The 15,450-nt window shown below is 63.8% G+C and carries 13 protein-coding genes and 1 tRNA gene; 13 read left to right on the forward strand and 1 reads right to left on the reverse strand.

Features of this window, described 5'->3' with window-relative positions; genetic code table 11:
• Nucleotides 1-66 precede the first annotated feature (66 nt).
• The 6 genes from QMC81_08720 (at nt 67) to QMC81_08745 (ending at nt 7,959) form a co-directional block, all read left to right on the forward strand.
• Nucleotides 67-438, forward strand: coding sequence for a mismatch-specific DNA-glycosylase (locus tag QMC81_08720; protein ID MDI6907552.1), 372 nt, complete (start codon nt 67-69; stop codon nt 436-438).
• 305 nt (nt 439-743) lie between these two features.
• Entirely contained in the window at nt 744-1,394 is a 651-nt protein-coding gene (locus QMC81_08725) for a hypothetical protein (protein ID MDI6907553.1), read from the forward strand.
• A 99-nt stretch (nt 1,395-1,493) separates the two neighbouring features.
• Nucleotides 1,494-2,369, forward strand: a complete 876-nt coding sequence (locus tag QMC81_08730) for a hypothetical protein (GenBank protein MDI6907554.1) — start codon at nt 1,494-1,496, stop codon at nt 2,367-2,369.
• 90 nt (nt 2,370-2,459) lie between these two features.
• On the forward strand, nt 2,460-3,977 hold the full coding sequence (locus QMC81_08735) for a hypothetical protein (GenBank protein ID MDI6907555.1): 1,518 nt from the start codon (nt 2,460-2,462) through the stop codon (nt 3,975-3,977).
• Nucleotides 3,974-4,645 (forward strand): hypothetical protein, encoded by a 672-nt coding sequence (locus tag QMC81_08740; protein ID MDI6907556.1) that lies wholly within the window; start codon nt 3,974-3,976, stop codon nt 4,643-4,645. The genes QMC81_08735 and QMC81_08740 overlap by 4 nt, the downstream gene beginning before the upstream one ends.
• Nucleotides 4,646-4,653: 8 nt before the next feature.
• Nucleotides 4,654-7,959 carry an AAA family ATPase gene (locus tag QMC81_08745; protein ID MDI6907557.1) on the forward strand — a complete coding sequence of 1,102 codons (3,306 nt, stop codon included), beginning with the start codon at nt 4,654-4,656 and terminating at the stop codon, nt 7,957-7,959.
• A gap of 1 nt (nt 7,960) precedes the next feature.
• On the opposite strand, the gene QMC81_08750 is transcribed toward QMC81_08745, so the two are convergent.
• Nucleotides 7,961-9,247 carry a DUF2399 domain-containing protein gene (locus QMC81_08750; GenBank protein MDI6907558.1) on the reverse strand — a complete coding sequence of 429 codons (1,287 nt, stop codon included), beginning with the start codon at nt 9,245-9,247 and terminating at the stop codon, nt 7,961-7,963.
• A gap of 297 nt (nt 9,248-9,544) precedes the next feature.
• Here QMC81_08750 and cysE point away from each other — a divergent pair, with 297 nt between their 5' ends.
• From cysE to QMC81_08785, 7 genes are all read left to right on the forward strand, one after another.
• Nucleotides 9,545-10,252, forward strand: coding sequence for a serine O-acetyltransferase (gene cysE, locus QMC81_08755; GenBank protein ID MDI6907559.1), 708 nt, complete (start codon nt 9,545-9,547; stop codon nt 10,250-10,252).
• Nucleotides 10,209-11,831, forward strand: a complete 1,623-nt coding sequence (gene cysS / locus QMC81_08760; GenBank protein MDI6907560.1) for a cysteine--tRNA ligase — start codon at nt 10,209-10,211, stop codon at nt 11,829-11,831. Before cysE ends, cysS begins: the two co-directional genes overlap by 44 nt.
• 1 nt (nt 11,832) lies before the next feature.
• The gene (thyX, locus tag QMC81_08765) at nt 11,833-12,570 is read left to right on the forward strand and encodes an FAD-dependent thymidylate synthase (protein ID MDI6907561.1); all 738 of its coding nucleotides are present in this window, start codon (nt 11,833-11,835) and stop codon (nt 12,568-12,570) included.
• 40 nt (nt 12,571-12,610) lie between these two features.
• Nucleotides 12,611-13,537 carry an EamA family transporter gene (locus QMC81_08770; GenBank protein ID MDI6907562.1) on the forward strand — a complete coding sequence of 309 codons (927 nt, stop codon included), beginning with the start codon at nt 12,611-12,613 and terminating at the stop codon, nt 13,535-13,537.
• 92 nt (nt 13,538-13,629) lie between these two features.
• Nucleotides 13,630-14,370 carry a 23S rRNA (guanosine(2251)-2'-O)-methyltransferase RlmB gene (rlmB, locus tag QMC81_08775; GenBank protein ID MDI6907563.1) on the forward strand — a complete coding sequence of 247 codons (741 nt, stop codon included), beginning with the start codon at nt 13,630-13,632 and terminating at the stop codon, nt 14,368-14,370.
• Between the two features lie 119 nt (nt 14,371-14,489).
• On the forward strand, nt 14,490-15,131 hold the full coding sequence (gene sigH / locus QMC81_08780; protein MDI6907564.1) for an RNA polymerase sporulation sigma factor SigH: 642 nt from the start codon (nt 14,490-14,492) through the stop codon (nt 15,129-15,131).
• 181 nt (nt 15,132-15,312) lie between these two features.
• Nucleotides 15,313-15,388, forward strand: a tRNA-Thr gene (locus tag QMC81_08785).
• Nucleotides 15,389-15,450 lie beyond the last annotated feature (62 nt).

Consider the following 15,450-nt stretch of genomic DNA (forward strand, 5'->3'; position numbering starts at 1 on the left):
AGGGTAGCCAGTTCTAGGTGATAACGGTAGTCAGCTTATAGGTTGGCGACAACGGGAGAGGAAAGTATGCTGCCGGACGTCCTTGGTCCGAATCTCAAGCTGGTATTCTGCGGGACCGCGGTAGGGAACCGATCCGCTCAGGTTGGCGCTTACTATGCGGACAAGCGAAACAAGTTCTGGAGAATACTTCACCAAGTTGGACTTACGGAACGGCTCTTGTTGCCACACGAGTACCGGGAACTTCTGAAGTACGGTATCGGTGTCTCGGATCTCGTGAAGAGGCGGACAGGAGTTGACGGGACCCTGTCAATAAACGATTATGGTGTTCCGGCGTTCAGGGCCAAGATTGCTAAGTATCAGCCCCGCATTGTATGCTTCAACGGTAAGAGAGCAGCAAAGTTTTTTCTTCAACACAGCAAAACTATGGGTTGCAGATAGAAGTGAGGGCAAGACATTGTTATATGTTGCCCCTTCCACGTCCGGAGCGGCCAACGGCTTCTGGGATGCCACGTACTGGGAATCACTGGCTGAACTTTACAGAAGTATAGACGTAATAGACACGCAGGGTCCTTGATAGAGGAGAAAACGTGACGGTACGCCACGACTCCAGATTCGCTGGCGCAGAGGTGTGGTATCTCGGCCATACGCGCCGGTGGCCCACCAATCGGCGACTTAATCCCAGCGGTCCTTGTGGGAGCAGGCCCGTCGGTAAGGTTGGGTGTAAGGAGCGTGCTGCCGTGTCATTGAAAAAGCAAGTCGCCGACCTCGTGGCGCAAAACAACCTCGACAGTTTGGTGGCGCTGGCGGAGCGGGAGCGGATGGTGTTGCGCTACCTCGTCTCGCTGCTCTATGAGCGCGAGGGGGAGCGGCGCTGGCGCGCGGTCGAGGCCGTCGGCCGGGTGGCGGAGCGGGAGGCCGACCGGGACGAGGAGAGGGTGCGCGACCTGCTCCGCAATCTGATGTGGGCCCTGAACGACGAGTCGGGGAACATGCCCTGGGGCGCTCCGGAGGCCGTCGGCGAGATCGTCGCCCGGCGCCCGGAACTCTACGGTGAGTTTGCATCGAACCTGGTCTACAACTATCTGGACGAGCCGGCGGTGACGCGGGGCGTGCTTTGGGCCATCGGCCGGATCGGGCGGCATAACCCGGAGTTGGTCGCCGAGATGCTTCCGGCGGTGGAGTCCCTGCTCGGTGACCCCGATCCCGCGATCAGGGGCTACGCCGCCTGGACCCTGGCGGAGAACGGCGTGAAGCTTCCCGGGGCCGCGGCAAGGCTTGCCTCCGATGAGCGGGTGATAGAGATCTGGGAAAACGGGCGCCTGATCAGGATGCCGGTCAGGGAAGTGGCCACGCGGCTGCTGGACACCCCGCAAGCCATCGGACGGTTAGGGTGAAACCACATTATTGTGAGTCGCTGGCCGATTAAGGCCGCGTTGCGCCCCAAAAGGTCAGGCGTACTTAAGCAGAGACGACCCTAAAGGAGAAATCTGGCGTTGACAATAGTGCTCTACGTTCTCATCTTCCCGGTCCTCGCGGCGGGGCTGTTCATCCTGGGCGGCCGGCTGGCCTTCGGCCGCATGCTGGCCGCCTCGGTCCGCGACTTGATCGCCGACGCGCAGACAGCCGCCCCCGCCGCGAAGTTCTCCTACGCGGACCTGCAGGGGCTGCCGGCGCCCGTGCAACGGTACTTCCGCCACGTGTTGCCGGAGGGGCAAGAGGAAGTGCGGTTCGTCCGTCTGAAGCAAGAGGGGCAGATGCGAACCAGTGAGAAGCAGAAATGGATGCCCTTCACCGCCGAGCAGTATTTCGCGATCCGGCGGCCGGGGTTCATCTGGCATTCGGTGGTGAGGCCGGTCCCGGGGGTTTGGATCGAGGGGCGGGACATGTACCGCCGCGGGGAGGGCCACATGCTCATCAAGCTTTTCTCCGCCATCCCTGTGGTGAACGCTAAAGGCCGGGAGATGGACGAGGGCGCGTTGCACCGGTACCTGCTCGAGACGGTCTGGTTCCCGACGGCCCTTTTGCCTTCGGAGAGGATCAAGTGGGAGGCGGTCGATAAAGACGCGGCGCGGGTGACCATCACCGACGGCGAACTCACCCTGTCGGCGGTGGCCCATTTCAACGCACGCGAGGAACTCACCCGCTGGGAGACCATGCGGTATAACTTTGACGCCCAAAAGCGGATCAAATACACGGGCTACTGTAACGACTACCGGCGGATGGACGGCATGCTGGTCCCCCGGAGCGTCGTCGTCCAGTGGAACTACCCGGACCACGACTTCACCTACTTTAAGGGGACGGTGACCGAAATCGAGTACGACCGGCCGGCGCTGCAGATGATTTCTAATCGGACGGTGCAAAGAGGATGAAGGTATCAACGCAGCGTTTGGCTATGGGGAAGGAATTGTCGTCTTAAGACAGAATAACGGGACAAATGTTTTCATAAGGAGCCCGGAGGAGTGGAAGAGCAGAAGGATGCGAGTCGCGGCGTAGCTCCCCGCGGTAACGGCGGTGGTGACGCGCCGGTGGACGAGGCCGATCCGGGTGACGTGGAGCGGTTCGACATCCTGCAGGACGGCGAGGCGCCTGAAACGGTCGACGCCCTGAAGGATTTGGTCATGCTGGCCGGGGTTCTCCGGGATATGGCCTCGGAAAGGTTCTGGAGTGAACCGCGGTATGTCTTTGATACTTTGCGCACCTTTGAGTTGATCCGGCGCAGCACTTTTTATGAAGAGGAAGCGGTGCAGGGCGAGGATGAGCTTGCCTACCGGTTTCAACGTGCCTATGGAGAGAAGCCGTCGATTGACATCCCCCGGTTGGTGCGTCTGGGACGGCGCAACAACTGGATTACGACGGCCGCCAACCCGCCCCTCAAGTTTACCACCCCGGGCCGGCGCATGGTCGGCCAACTCTTCCGCATCGCCAACGACAGTCTGTTCTATTACCGTCGCAGCCCTGCGCTGCGCGATATTTACCAGGCCGAGCGCGACCTGCAGTTGGCTCGTGCTTATGAGGATATGGGCATCGGTGTGCATGATACCGTGGCCAGCGTGATGCACAACCTGGAGAACGCGGTGAACGACCTGCGCTATATGCGCGAGAAGTACGTGCAGGACCGCAGGGCGGTGGAGCGGTATGAGGCCGTGATCGCGCTGGTACAGATGCTGGAACGGGAACTCGAAGCGCGGATGCCCCCGCCGGGGGAGATCGTCGACCGGCGGGGCGAGGAGCAGCGCCGGCGCAGCAGCCTGCTTTTTTACCGTGTGCTCCAGGAACTGTCCGCCTTGTTGGGTGAGAATGCGTACACCTCGCAGGTGCAGGTTGGACGGGCGGTGCTGCGCGTTGACTGTGACCGGTGGCGGCAGTACCTGGTGGATGCGTTTGGGGGCGAACTGCGCGGTATGGCCCTGGGTCCCCTGCGGATCCTGCAGTACTTGAACGAAGGGGCCTTCGGCGAGGAACTGGCCGGGGACGCAGGCTCGCTGTGGCTGCCCTTCCACCTGCCCCCTCTGTTGCATGAGCAGGACGTCACCGCCGGCGCAGCCTGTTTACAAGACTGGATCGACAGGTGGGAAGCGCCGGCCGCCCGGGATGATGTCCCACCCCCGGTCTACGACGAGGCGCGCCGGGTTACCGCTGCTGAACTGGCCGAGATTGTCGGCGCCAGCACCTCGATCGCCCGGGAGCTGAGCGTGGATACCAAACCTTTGGTGGAGGCCATTGCCCGCCATCCCGGCCGGTCGGTGGCCGCCTTGATCAATGACCTGGGGGAGAACTGGAGTGACGCGCTGCGCTGGCTTTCTGCCCTGGCCTACCTCATCACCGAGGCAGAGGCCTTTACCTTTGAACACGCTCCGAGTGACGCCGGCGAAGCGGCCCGGGAATACCGCTGGAAGGTGGGTTACCCGGAGGGCGGCGTCCGTTATGTGAAGGGGACGGCCAAGCTGGGGAAACATCTGGAAGGGGGAACGAAATGAGCGGGCCGGAGGAAGGTAAGGGCGTGGAATTCATCGCGCTGTCCAGGCGTGAGCAGCAGGCGCTGTCCGAGATCCTCATGTCCAGCAAGAGCTTCACCGGGGTGACCAAGCAGCGGGTCATGCGCCTGCTCAGGGTGCGCCAGGACGGTGAGTTTTATTTCTTTATCCGCAAGGCGAACCAGGTGCTCGGCCATGCCCTGAAACTCGTCTATGACGAGCCGTCCGACCGCTGTCTGGCAATGACGCGGGCCAATGGGCAGTGGGTGCAGGAGATGCTGGACGAACGGCAGTTGGCGCTGCTCCTGTTTTGCTTTTACGTCGGTATGACCTCGCGCACGGGTAAGATCTCGTTCGATGAACTGCACAGTCACTTTCAGCGTTCCTCGCTGTATGCCGAGCGGAGGCTGCTGGCGGCCCTGGATCATCTGGTTAAGTGCGGTTTCCTGCGGCTCGATAATGCGGAGAACGCTGATGATGAGGAGTCCCGCCGGGTGTACCGCCTGACGGCCGCCGGGCGGAATGTCTTCCCTCCGGTGTACCTGGGCAGGGTGCTCAGTGAGAGCCAAGGGGGAGAGGTTTCGCTGGAGCAGGTCGCGGCCTTCTTCGCCCTCGACCGGCAGCAGGAACGGAAACGGGAACCGGTGTCGGAAACGCTGCAGCTGTTTTGAGGTGAGCCATGTATCCTGTCAGCATCCGCCTGCATGGGATCCGCGACTTTGCCCCGCGGCGGCTTGATTTGGGCGCCAAGGACGACGACGTGTTGCTGGGCGGGAAGAACGGCGCCGGGAAGTCGACGCTGGTTTACGCCCTGTCCTTTGCGCTGGGGAGCGCACGCATCGCCGTGGACGGCCTGCGCTCGAAGACGCGGCATCGCAAGGCCGATGCCTGGGATGCCGAGGTTGCGGTGCTCTTCCACAACCCTCCGGGCAGTGAGCAGAAGGATGCTCCGGAGTACGTGGAACTGGTGGTCCACGTGAGTTCGCCCGCCGGAGCCGAGCGTTTTCACACCACCTTCAGCCTGCGCGGGGGTGAGACGCCGGACAAGCTGAAAGCTTTGCGGTCACCTTTCAGCAGCCGGTCCGAGGCGCGCGAGTACTACAAGCGTGTCTTCGACATTGATGCCGACGGGTATTTTATGTTTTGGTACCAGGGTTCCATCGCCGAGTTCGCCAACATTTCCGATCAGGACCGTTTTAAGCGGGTGGCGCAGATGTTCGGCCTGGATCGGCTGGAGCGGGAGTGGGCCGCGGCGCGGCGTGAGATGGCCGAAGCGGAGGACGACTTTGAGCGGGCCAAGACGGTGGCGCTGCGCAAGAAGATGCGCCTGCAGGCCCTGGAGCAGAGCAAGAATGAGCTGGAACAGCGGGACCGGATACGCTGTGAAGGCCTGCTGCTCGTGGAAGCGACCCTGACGGGTCTGATAAACATCGCCCGGGGTGAAGAGAGGGCCAAGCGGGAACGCCTGGCGGCCGTTAAGGAGCAACTGGCCCTGACGGCCGAGCGGCGGGACGAGGCGGACCGCGCCGTGCAGCGGTTGACCCGGCGCGAAGAGGAACTGAAAAAGAGGCGTGCCGCGGTGCGGGAGGACATCGACCGTTTGAGCGGCCGGAGCAATGAGCGCGCGCAGCAGATCCAGGCCCGGCGGGTTGAGAAGGACGAACTGGAGAGTAAAATTGCCGCCGTGCGGGAGAAAATGCGCTACATTCACCGCAGCCGCGAGGAACTCACGGAGGAGAAGGGCCGGCTGGCGGAGGCCGTTGCCCGCCTTAAGGAAGAGATCGAGGACCACCGTCAGACGCTGGACGGGGTGACCAAGGAACGGGATGCCGTTTTACGCAGTGCCGGTCAGACCGAAGAAGAGCGGCGGCGGTTGGCCGTGGAGTTGGAAGGGCTGCGCCGGGATGACGCTGCTTTGCCTCCGTACGCTATGCTGCAACAGGAACTGACGGGTTTGAACGCCCAGCGGGATGCCGTCCTCGTGGAGGAACGCCGGTTGGCGGACGAGGTGGGGGAGCTGGAGCGGGAGAAGCAACGGTTGGATGAACGGCAGAGCTTGTTGCTGCCCGAACAGGAGAAGCTCCTGGCGGTATACCGGAGCGCGGGCATCCCCGCCGTATCCTTCGGCGAACTGTGCGAAGTCCGCGGGGATGCCGACCGGGCGAAGGTGGAGCGCGTCCTGGGTCCTCTGAAACACACCGTTTTTGTGGCGCATCTGCTGGAGCATCTGGACGCGGAACGCGGTTTCTATGTGGTGCCGGTGGATGAGGTGTCCCGTCCCGGCTGGTTCGGGATGGGGGAACGGGTGCCCGCCGTTTTCAGCCTGGTGCGTATGGTGGAAGAGGTCGCCGGGCGCTACCCGGAGACCTTTATCCAGGGGATCCGGCGTTGGTTGGCGCAGGTGGAACTGGTGACCGGCGATGAGCACCCGGAGATGCGGGGACGGATGAAGCTGTGGCGGGGCCTCCTGTTGGACAACTATGGTCTGCGCGGTCCGGTGGACGGCACCGACGCTGTGGGCGCCGAGGCGCTGGAAATCGCCCGGCGCACGGTGCGGGCCGCCCTGGAAGAGGCCGAACGGAATCATAATGCCGCCGTGGGGCGGCTTGCACAATTGGATGCGGACTGCCGCCGCCATGAGGAAGCTCTGCGCCGAAGGGGCGAGGTGGATCGCCGTCTGCCGCAGGCGGATAAGGACCTGGCGGTTGCGGAGCAGCGCCTGGCGGAGCTGACATCCCGGGAAAAAGAGCTGACTGCCCGTATCACGGCTCTGGAAGAGGAACGGGCGGAGAAAGGCCGCCGGCTTACCCTGTGTGAGAACGCCGCCAGGCAGGTGGACGGGGAGCTGGCGGTATACGCCGAGCATGACCAGGTGGCCGGTGAGGTCGAGCGGTGTAATCACCTTGAGCAGGAGATCGCCCGCCTGGAAGAAGAGGACAGGGATGAGCGTCGCGAACTGTCCGCTCTGCAGCTGGAGAGGGAACGGTTGGGAGCGGACCTGGCGGGTGTCGACGACGAACTGGCGGAACGAAAGACGGAGTTCGCCTCCCTCGCCCGGGAATGCGAAGACTTGACCACCAGGATGAGTGAACTGCAGGACGGGGCCGAGAGCCTGGCTTTGGAGGCCGAGGAACGGGAGGGACAACTGACCGGGATGCGCTCCCGTTATGCGGAGATCATCGCCGGCCTGGAGTCGTCCGGCCGGTGGATGTTGCCGGATTTCGGGGAAGCGGGCGGCAACCGCGCCTTTCTGGAGCGCAAGAACAAGGAAGGACGGGAACGGCTCGAAGACGCCGAGGCCCGCCAGGTTGATGAAGAGGCCCGGGCAACGTACGAGGCCTACGCCTATGAATTTGAACAGGCGAGCAAAGAACTGCGTGAATCGGAGCAGCGTTTTAACCAGCTCAAACGACGGGAAGAGGAGCAGCGCGACCTGCTGGACAAGCGTGTCTATGACCGTTGGCAGCGGACCAACCGGTACTTCGGAGATTTTATGCGCCGCCTCGGAATGCAGGGGGAGGTGCGGTCCATCCCGCCCGATCCCGAGGCCGCCAATCCCCAGTACCGCTGGGAACTCCACGTGGCCACCCAAGCGGGGCACCGGCCGGAAAAGATTTCTCCGGAGTCGGGACACATCGTGGGGGAGGGCATCTCGGGCGGGGAGCGGGCGGCGACATCCCTGGTTTTCGCCCTGGCTTTGCTGGCCGACATCACCAGCCGGCCGCCTTTTTACGTTCTGGATGAGTTCGACAGCGCCCTGGATGAGGAACGCAAACACGAGATCTTCGACCTCTACCGGAGCGTCCTCGGCCGCAAGCTGATCATCGTCTCGCCGAAGGTACACGGGGACCGTTACCTTGACCGGTTCGGCAAGTTTTTGTGCGTAGTGGCCAACCCGACTGCCGTTCCCAACCGGACGGTGAGTGAGGTTTACGATGTCACCCGTGCGGAGTATGTCCAGGTGCGCGGCACAGAGGAGGAATAATTCAGCGGAACAAGGTGTTCCACAGGGCGGGATCGCCGAGGAAGGCCTCCTGTTCCTGCCCGGTTCCGCAGCGGTTGTCCAATTGGGCCCGCCAGGCGTCATAGGACAGGACGTGAAGCGTGTCGGGCGGGTTGCCGATCGGGAGAACAAACCGGCAGGCCGGGATGATCTCATTCAGGTGAGCGGCGATGACGGCCCCCGCCGGGTCGGTGTCCATCCAGGCGTAAAAGGCGATCCCCGTTCCGGCGAGCATTGTCAGGAAACGCCGGTGTCCCCGGCGCACCTGACCGTCGATCCCCACCACCAGGAAATCCCTTCGTTCTTCAAGCCAGCCCGACTTATACATCTTCAGCAGGACGGCACGGTTTTCGGTGACCAACACCGTCCTGATCCGCTCCGTGCATAAGGATGTCATTTCCGCGGCCTGGACGTTAGTCAGCGCATAAAGCTGGGGACGGGTTCCGGGGTTCAGGTGATGTATGGCAGGACCGGCAAGGTAGATGCTGTAAAGGCGGCCCGAAGAAAGGAGTCCCCAGTCATCCGGCCCCGCCCCGGTGATTTCCTCCGCCAGTGTGATCAACGCCTCTTTGTGACCGTCGAAATACTTCGAAGCCCCGATATGCCCTGCCGCGGCACCAATTTCCTTCCAGTCAAAGCCCTCGGGATGTGTGCACATCGACCGGGCGAGGGCCAGGCAGAACTCCACGGCCCGTGCGTATTTCGCTCCGGTATTGGCGGTGCCGAAGCGGCAGGTTGTGCCGCTGATGGTGATCCGCGGCGGGGGTGCCCCCGCCAGGGCCTGTTCCACGGCGGACAGTTGATCGTCCACAAAACGTAGCAGTGCCCCTACGGGAGAGCCCGGATCTTCGGCGTTTCGGCCGGCTTGCTCAGATATTTTTCGGTATAACGCTGACTGCTTGTCCCACCACTGTTTCAGTTCTCTCCGACGGGAGGCGTCCCTCGCCTCCAGTGCTTTTTGCAGCAGGGCACCGGGGCCGATCAGTATCTCGCGCACCGTGACCCCGTCGGGGTTCAAACGCTGCCAGAGGGTCAGCCACCCTCCATCCGTCAGTTTGTCGATAAGCAGGTCCGGTGCCGTACCCGTATTCACCGAGGCCGGGGCCAGTTGTAGGAGTAGTTCCTTATAAGACACTCGGTGGCGATGGGAGTAGACCCGGACGAGGGTTTCCGTGACCTGCGGCGGCAAGCCCGGGTCTTCACCGCAGCCGGTGAAAAAGTATCCCTCGACCACGGCCTTGCGGGCGGTTTCCCGGTAAATGGTCCACATCCAACGTTGTCCGCGGCGTTCAGGTTCAGGGGACACCCGCCGGTTGGCGTTCAGCTGCACCCAGGTTAGTTGGGACGGATATGGTATTCTGTTCATAGCCACAGTGTAGCACAGGCGGATATAGATTAAAGATATAAATTTGGTGGCGAAAATGAATGAACGGGGGGCGGGCCGGAACAGGCCTGGGAAAGCGTCTTGCGGGCTCTGTCTTGGACGGCAGGGACGGCATGATATAATACTTGTGTTCGCTGAGTAAGGCAGATGCAACACGACGCTTTGTTCCGGGGGTGAGGAGAGGTGCTGGGAGAGATCCGCCGTGACATCCGGGCGGTCTTCGAGCGTGACCCGGCGGCCAAGAACCTTTTGGAGGTCCTGCTCTGTTACCCCGGCCTGCACGCCATCATCCTGCACCGCATCGCCCACCGGTTTTACCGCTGGCGCCTGTTTACCATCGCGCGCCTGATTTCCCACTTCTCCCGCTTCATGACGGGAATCGAGGTTCACCCGGGGGCGAAGATCGGACGGGGGCTGTTCATCGACCACGGCAGCGGCGTGGTCATCGGGGAGACGACGGAGATCGGCGACAACGTCACGCTCTACCAGGGGGTAACCCTGGGCGGGACGGGCAAAGAAAAAGGGAAGCGCCACCCGACGATCCGGGACAATGTGGTCATCAGCGCCGGGGCGAAGATCCTGGGCTCCTTCGAGGTCGGGGAGAACTCCAAGATCGGCGCCGGCTCAGTCGTGTTAAAGCCCGTGCCGCCGAACAGCACCGTCGTCGGCGTTCCCGGACGCGTGGTGCGTATCGACGGCAAGCGGGTGGGGACCATCGACCTGCGGCACGACCTGATGCCGGACCCGGTGGCCGAGTGCCTGAAGGAAATGCAGCAGCAGATCGAGCGGCTGGAGGAGCAGGTCCGTAAGCTGGAGACCCGGCTTCAGGGCGGAAAGGGGGACGGCCTTGGAGATCTTCAACACCCTCACCAGGCGCAAGGAGCGGTTTGAGCCGCGCGATCCCGGGCGCGTGGGGATGTACGTCTGCGGCCCGACCACGTACAACTACATCCACCTGGGCAACGCCCGGGCGCTGGTGGTCTTCGACACCATCCGGCGCTACTTCCTGTACAAGGGCTTCAAGGTCACTTTCATCCAGAACTTTACCGATATCGACGACAAGATCATTAACCGCGCCCGGGAAGAGGGCGAGGACCCGGTCCGGCTGGCGGCCAGGTACGTCGAGGAGTACTACCGCGACGCCGATGCCCTGCACGTCCGGCGCGCCGATGTCCACCCGAAGGTTTCGGAACACATCCCGGAAATCATCGTCCTCATCCGGCACCTGGTCGACCGCGGCCTGGCCTACGCCGCCGGCGGCGGGGACGTCTATTTCGCCGTCCGGGAGTTCCCGGCGTACGGCAAGCTCTCCGGGCGCGACGTCGACGATCTGCGCTCCGGCGCGCGGGTGGAGGTCGACCCCAGGAAGCGCGACCCCCTGGATTTCGCCCTCTGGAAGGGCGCCAAGCCCGGGGAGCCGGCCTGGGACAGCCCGTGGGGTCCGGGGCGCCCGGGATGGCACATCGAGTGTTCGGCCATGGCGCTGAAATACCTGGGCGAAGCCTTTGACATCCACGGCGGGGGCGCCGACCTGATCTTTCCCCACCACGAAAACGAGATCGCCCAGTCCGAGGGGGCCACCGGGCGGCCCTTCGCCCGCTACTGGGTCCACAACGGCTTCATCACCATCCGCGAGGAGAAGATGTCCAAGTCCCTGGGGAACATCTCCCTGGTGCGGGACCTGGTGAAGGTTTACCCGGCGGGGGCCCTGCGCTTGTTCCTTCTCTCCACCCATTACCGGAACCAGCTCGACTTCAACCCCGAGGTGATCGAAGCCAGCGTCAAGGGGCTGTCCCGGCTGAAGACCAGCCTGACCCTGCTGGCCGAGGCCGAGTCCGGGCGGGCCAGGGACGAGCTGGACGAAGCGGGGCGGGCCCTGATGGAAAGAGTCGAAGAACTGCGCCACCGTTTTGAGGAGGCGATGGACGACGACTTCAACACCGCCGTCGCCGTCGCTGTGATGTTCGACCTGGCCGGCGAGGTCAACGGCTACCTCCACCGGTCGGACCGCCCGGCCCGCGAGGCGCTTGGCGCCGCGCGGCGGCTGTTCGAGGACCTGAACGGTGTCCTGGGCATCTTCAGGGAGGCGGACGGGCGGATTGTGCTGGAGGAGACGGACTCCGGCGAGGATGAAGAGTTGACCGCCGGCCTGATGGGTATCCTGCTCGAGCTGCGGCAAGAGGCCCGCCGGGCCCGGGATTTCGCCCGGGCGGACCGGATTCGCGACGGGGTCGCGGCGGCCGGGATCACGGTTGAGGACACGCCCCAGGGGGCGCGCTGGAAGAAGAGGGCCGAGGCCGCGGCCGCGGAAGGCCCGGCGCCGGCGCTCCTGGAGTTACTCATCGCCCTGCGGCAGGAGGCGCGCCGGGGGAAGGACTTCGCTTTCGCCGACCGCCTCCGCGACGAACTGAAGGAAATCGGCATCGCCCTCGAGGACACCCCGCAGGGCGTACGCTGGAAGAAGGTATAAAATGGGCGCGAAAACTCTTTCCGTAACCCTGCTTTCCCACACCCCATCCCCGGACGCTTTAATCACCCTCGCCGGGCGGCGATGCTATTCGGCTTTGTCCAACGCGGCGCTGGCCGAGTCGGCGGCGGCCGGAGAGCCCGGGGAGTTCATCGGCAAGCTGGTTTCCATGGGCCACGTTACGCCCATCGAGCACGCCTCCTTCACCTTCGCCGTGGAGGGGGTCTCCAGGAGCCTCCTGGCGCAGATTACCCGCCACCGCCTGGCGAGCTTCTCGGTCCAGTCCCAGCGCTATGTCGGGGAGACCGCTGAGCGGAACGAGGACGGTGTGTTCGACTACATCGTTCCCCCGGCGATCGCCGCCCTGGGCGAGAAGGCGCGGGCCGAGTTCGACCGGCAGATGCGGCAGATCCAGGAGTGGTATGACGGCTGGGTGGCGGCCCTGGGCGGGGGGAAGGGCGCCTATGAGGACGCCCGCTTCGTCCTGCCGAACGCCGCCGAGACGAAGTTCGTGATGACTATGAACGCCCGGGAACTCCTACACTTTTTCAGCCTGCGCTGCTGCGAGCGGGCGCAGTGGGAGATCCGCGCCCTGGCCGACGAGATGCTGCGCCTGGTGAAACAGGCGGCGCCGACGATCTTCGCCAAGGCCGGGCCGACCTGTCTGCGAGGCCCCTGCCCGGAGGGGGACCTGGGCTGCGGGAGACTGCGCGAGGTCCGGGAGAAGTATAAGAGTTGGTAATTGTAATCTGGTAAGAGGAAGGTAATGGTACCTTACCAAGATGGCTTTCGGACTGCTCCTCATCGCCCTGGCGGCGGCGCTCTTCGGCACCACCGGCACCACGGCGACCTACCTGCACCGATTCTACGGCCTGGACCCGATGACCGTCGGGGTCTGGCGCCTGCTCTTCGGTGCGCCGATGCTCCTCCTCGCGGCCTGGTGGACGACGGGTCGGCGCGGGGGCGAGCTGGGCCGGACGCTGCGGCGGAACGTCCGGCTCTTTGTGCTTTTCGGCGCCGCGGTCGCGGGGTACCAGCTTTCCTTCTTTGAAGCCGTCATCCGCAGCCGGATCTCCACCGCCACCCTGCTGGCCATCTGCACGGGGCCGGTCCTGGTGGCCCTGCTGGCCCGCCTGTTTCTCGGGGAGCGTCTGACGGGGCGGGTACTCCTCGCCTTGCTCCTGAGCATCCCCGGGGCGGCGCTCGTGGTGGGCCTGGCGGAGGCCGGCGCCGCCCTGGACCCGGCCTACGCCCTGGGGCATGGTCTGGCCCTGGTGGCCGCCCTGTCCTACTCAAGCTACGTTGTCATAAGCAAGGGCCTGGTCGGCGGCCTGCCCCCGGTGGCGGTCATGGGCCTGGGGTTTGGCATCGGGGCCGTATTGCTTCTCCCCTTCGCCTCCTGGCCGCAGGGCCTGCCCCTTCCCGGCTGGGCGCTCCTCCTCTACCTCGGCTTCGGTCCGACGGCCCTGGCCTACGTCCTTTACAGCATCGGGCTGCGGCGGGCGACGGCCACGGCGGCCGCCATTGGGACGCTGCTGGAGCCGCTTGTGGCCACCCTGCTGGCGGTGGGGCTGGTGGGGGAGCGGCTGCTGCCGACCCACTGGGCCGGGGCGGGGCTGTTGCTATCCGCGCTGGCGGTCCTGGCCCTGCCGGCCAGGAACCGAAACGGAAAACAAATGGCCGGGGAAAGTAATTGTAGAACGGTCTAAGCGGGAGCACCGGAGCGCAGGGGGGTTAATCCCGGCCCGGACGGGTCTGGACGGGTACTGATGACTATCTCCGGGACAGGAAGTGAACGGCAGTGGAAGACAAGGGCGACCTGATCTTCGGGCGCAACCCGGTGCGCGAGGCCCTGCGGGGCGGGCGGCCGCTGAACCGGCTGCTGCTGGCGCGGGGGATAACCCCCCGGGTGTATCAGGAGTTGGTCACGCTGGCCCGGGAACAGGGGGTGCCGGTGCAGTCCGTGGAACGCGCCTTCCTGGATCGCCTCACGGGCGGGCAGGCGCACCAGGGCGTGGCGGCCTATCCGGCAGAACAGGCCTACGTCGATGTCGAAGACCTCTTGCTCGGCCGGGAAAAGCCCTTTATCCTCGTCGCCAACGAAATCCAGGACCCGCATAACCTCGGGGCCATCCTGCGCACCGCCGAGGCGGCCAACGTGGACGGGGTGGTCATCCCGGTGCGGCGGGCGGCCGCCCTCACCGGCACGGTGGCCAAGGCCGCGGCCGGGGCGGCGGCTTACGTGCCGGTGGCGCGGGTGACGAATATCGCCCGTACCCTGCGCTGGTTCAAGGACCAGGGCCTCTGGATCGTCGGGGCGGACGCCGCCGCTTCCACCCTGTTCTGGGACGCCGACCTGGCAGGACCGCTCGCCCTGGTGATCGGCGGGGAGGCGGCCGGCCTGGGCCGGGTGGTCCGCGAGGAGTGCGACCTGCTGGTACGGCTGCCGATGCTCGGGCGGATCAATTCCCTGAACGCCTCGGTGGCGGCGGCCCTTCTGATGTACGAGGTTCTCCGGCAGAGAAGACGTCCGGAGGCGTAACAAATCCGGGGAAGGAATGTGAATAGTCAGACAGGTTGTCGCTTGACGGGTGAAAAACCCCCCGGTATAATTAGCATTGTAAGCGTCCCGGCGAGATCCCAGAAACTGGAGGCGATAGATTGAGCCTCAACGCTCAACGCGAAGCAGTTTCTTACCAGGCTCTTAACGACGAAGACATCGTGGGATTTGCCCGGGAAGGCGACACGGAGGCCCTGGAGTTCCTGATCAACAAGTACAGGCACTTTGTCCGGGCCAAGGCTCGGTCCTATTTCCTGATCGGCGCCGACCGGGAGGACATCATCCAGGAAGGGATGATCGGCCTTTACAAGGCCATCCGCGACTTTCGATTGGACAAACTTTCCTCCTTCCGGGCCTTCGCCGAACTCTGCATCACCCGGCAGATCATCACCGCCATCAAGACGGCGACGCGCCAGAAGCACATTCCCCTGAACTCTTATATTTCTTTAAACAAGCCTATTTATGACGAGGATTCCGACCGTACCCTTCTCGACATCATCTCCGGTTCCAAGGTTACCGACCCGGAGGAGTTAGTGATCAGCCGCGAGGAGTTCGACGATATCGAGGGCAAAATCGGCGAGCTGCTTAGTTCGTTAGAGTGGAAGGTCCTGATGTCCTACCTGGAGGGCAAGTCCTACCAGGAGATCGCCGAGGACCTGCAGCGGCACGTGAAGTCCATCGACAACGCCCTGCAGCGCGTGAAGCGTAAGCTCGAAAAGTATCTCGAACGGCGCGAAGCCTGATCAGTCAACTGAGAAGCGAGAAGCGAGAAGTGAGAAGTGAGAGGCTGGTAGGAATTCGCTTCGGCGAATTCCTACTTATTTTCTCACCTCCCACCTCTCACCTCTCACATCCCACCTCTCGCCTCCCACTTCTCACCTTGACACGGATGGCCGCTTTTGCTAGCATTACTATTGCACCCGGGCTGGGGTAGCTCAACCGGCAGAGCACGCGATTTGTAATCGTGAGGTTGTGGGTTCAACTCCCATCCCCAGCTCCAGTTCGGAGACTTGCGCCGGTGTGGCGATTATGTTACAATGGCTTTGTTGACATCGCGGGGTG

Source organism: Thermoanaerobacterales bacterium (assembly GCA_030019475.1).
Classification (GTDB): Bacteria; Bacillota; Desulfotomaculia; order Desulfotomaculales; family JASEER01; genus JASEER01.

What these genes read in the sequence shown, in the direction of transcription:
- QMC81_08745 (MDI6907557.1), top strand. Translation starts at nt 4,654, where the DNA reads ATGTATCCTGTCAGCATCCGCCTGCATGGGATCCGCGACTTTGCCCCG.
- QMC81_08740 (MDI6907556.1), top strand. Translation starts at nt 3,974, where the DNA reads ATGAGCGGGCCGGAGGAAGGTAAGGGCGTGGAATTCATCGCGCTGTCC.
- thyX (MDI6907561.1), top strand. Translation starts at nt 11,833, where the DNA reads ATGGGCGCGAAAACTCTTTCCGTAACCCTGCTTTCCCACACCCCATCC.
- QMC81_08750 (MDI6907558.1), bottom strand. Translation starts at nt 9,247, where the DNA reads ATGTGGACCATTTACCGGGAAACCGCCCGCAAGGCCGTGGTCGAGGGA.
- QMC81_08720 (MDI6907552.1), top strand. Translation starts at nt 67, where the DNA reads ATGCTGCCGGACGTCCTTGGTCCGAATCTCAAGCTGGTATTCTGCGGG.
- QMC81_08770 (MDI6907562.1), top strand. Translation starts at nt 12,611, where the DNA reads ATGGCTTTCGGACTGCTCCTCATCGCCCTGGCGGCGGCGCTCTTCGGC.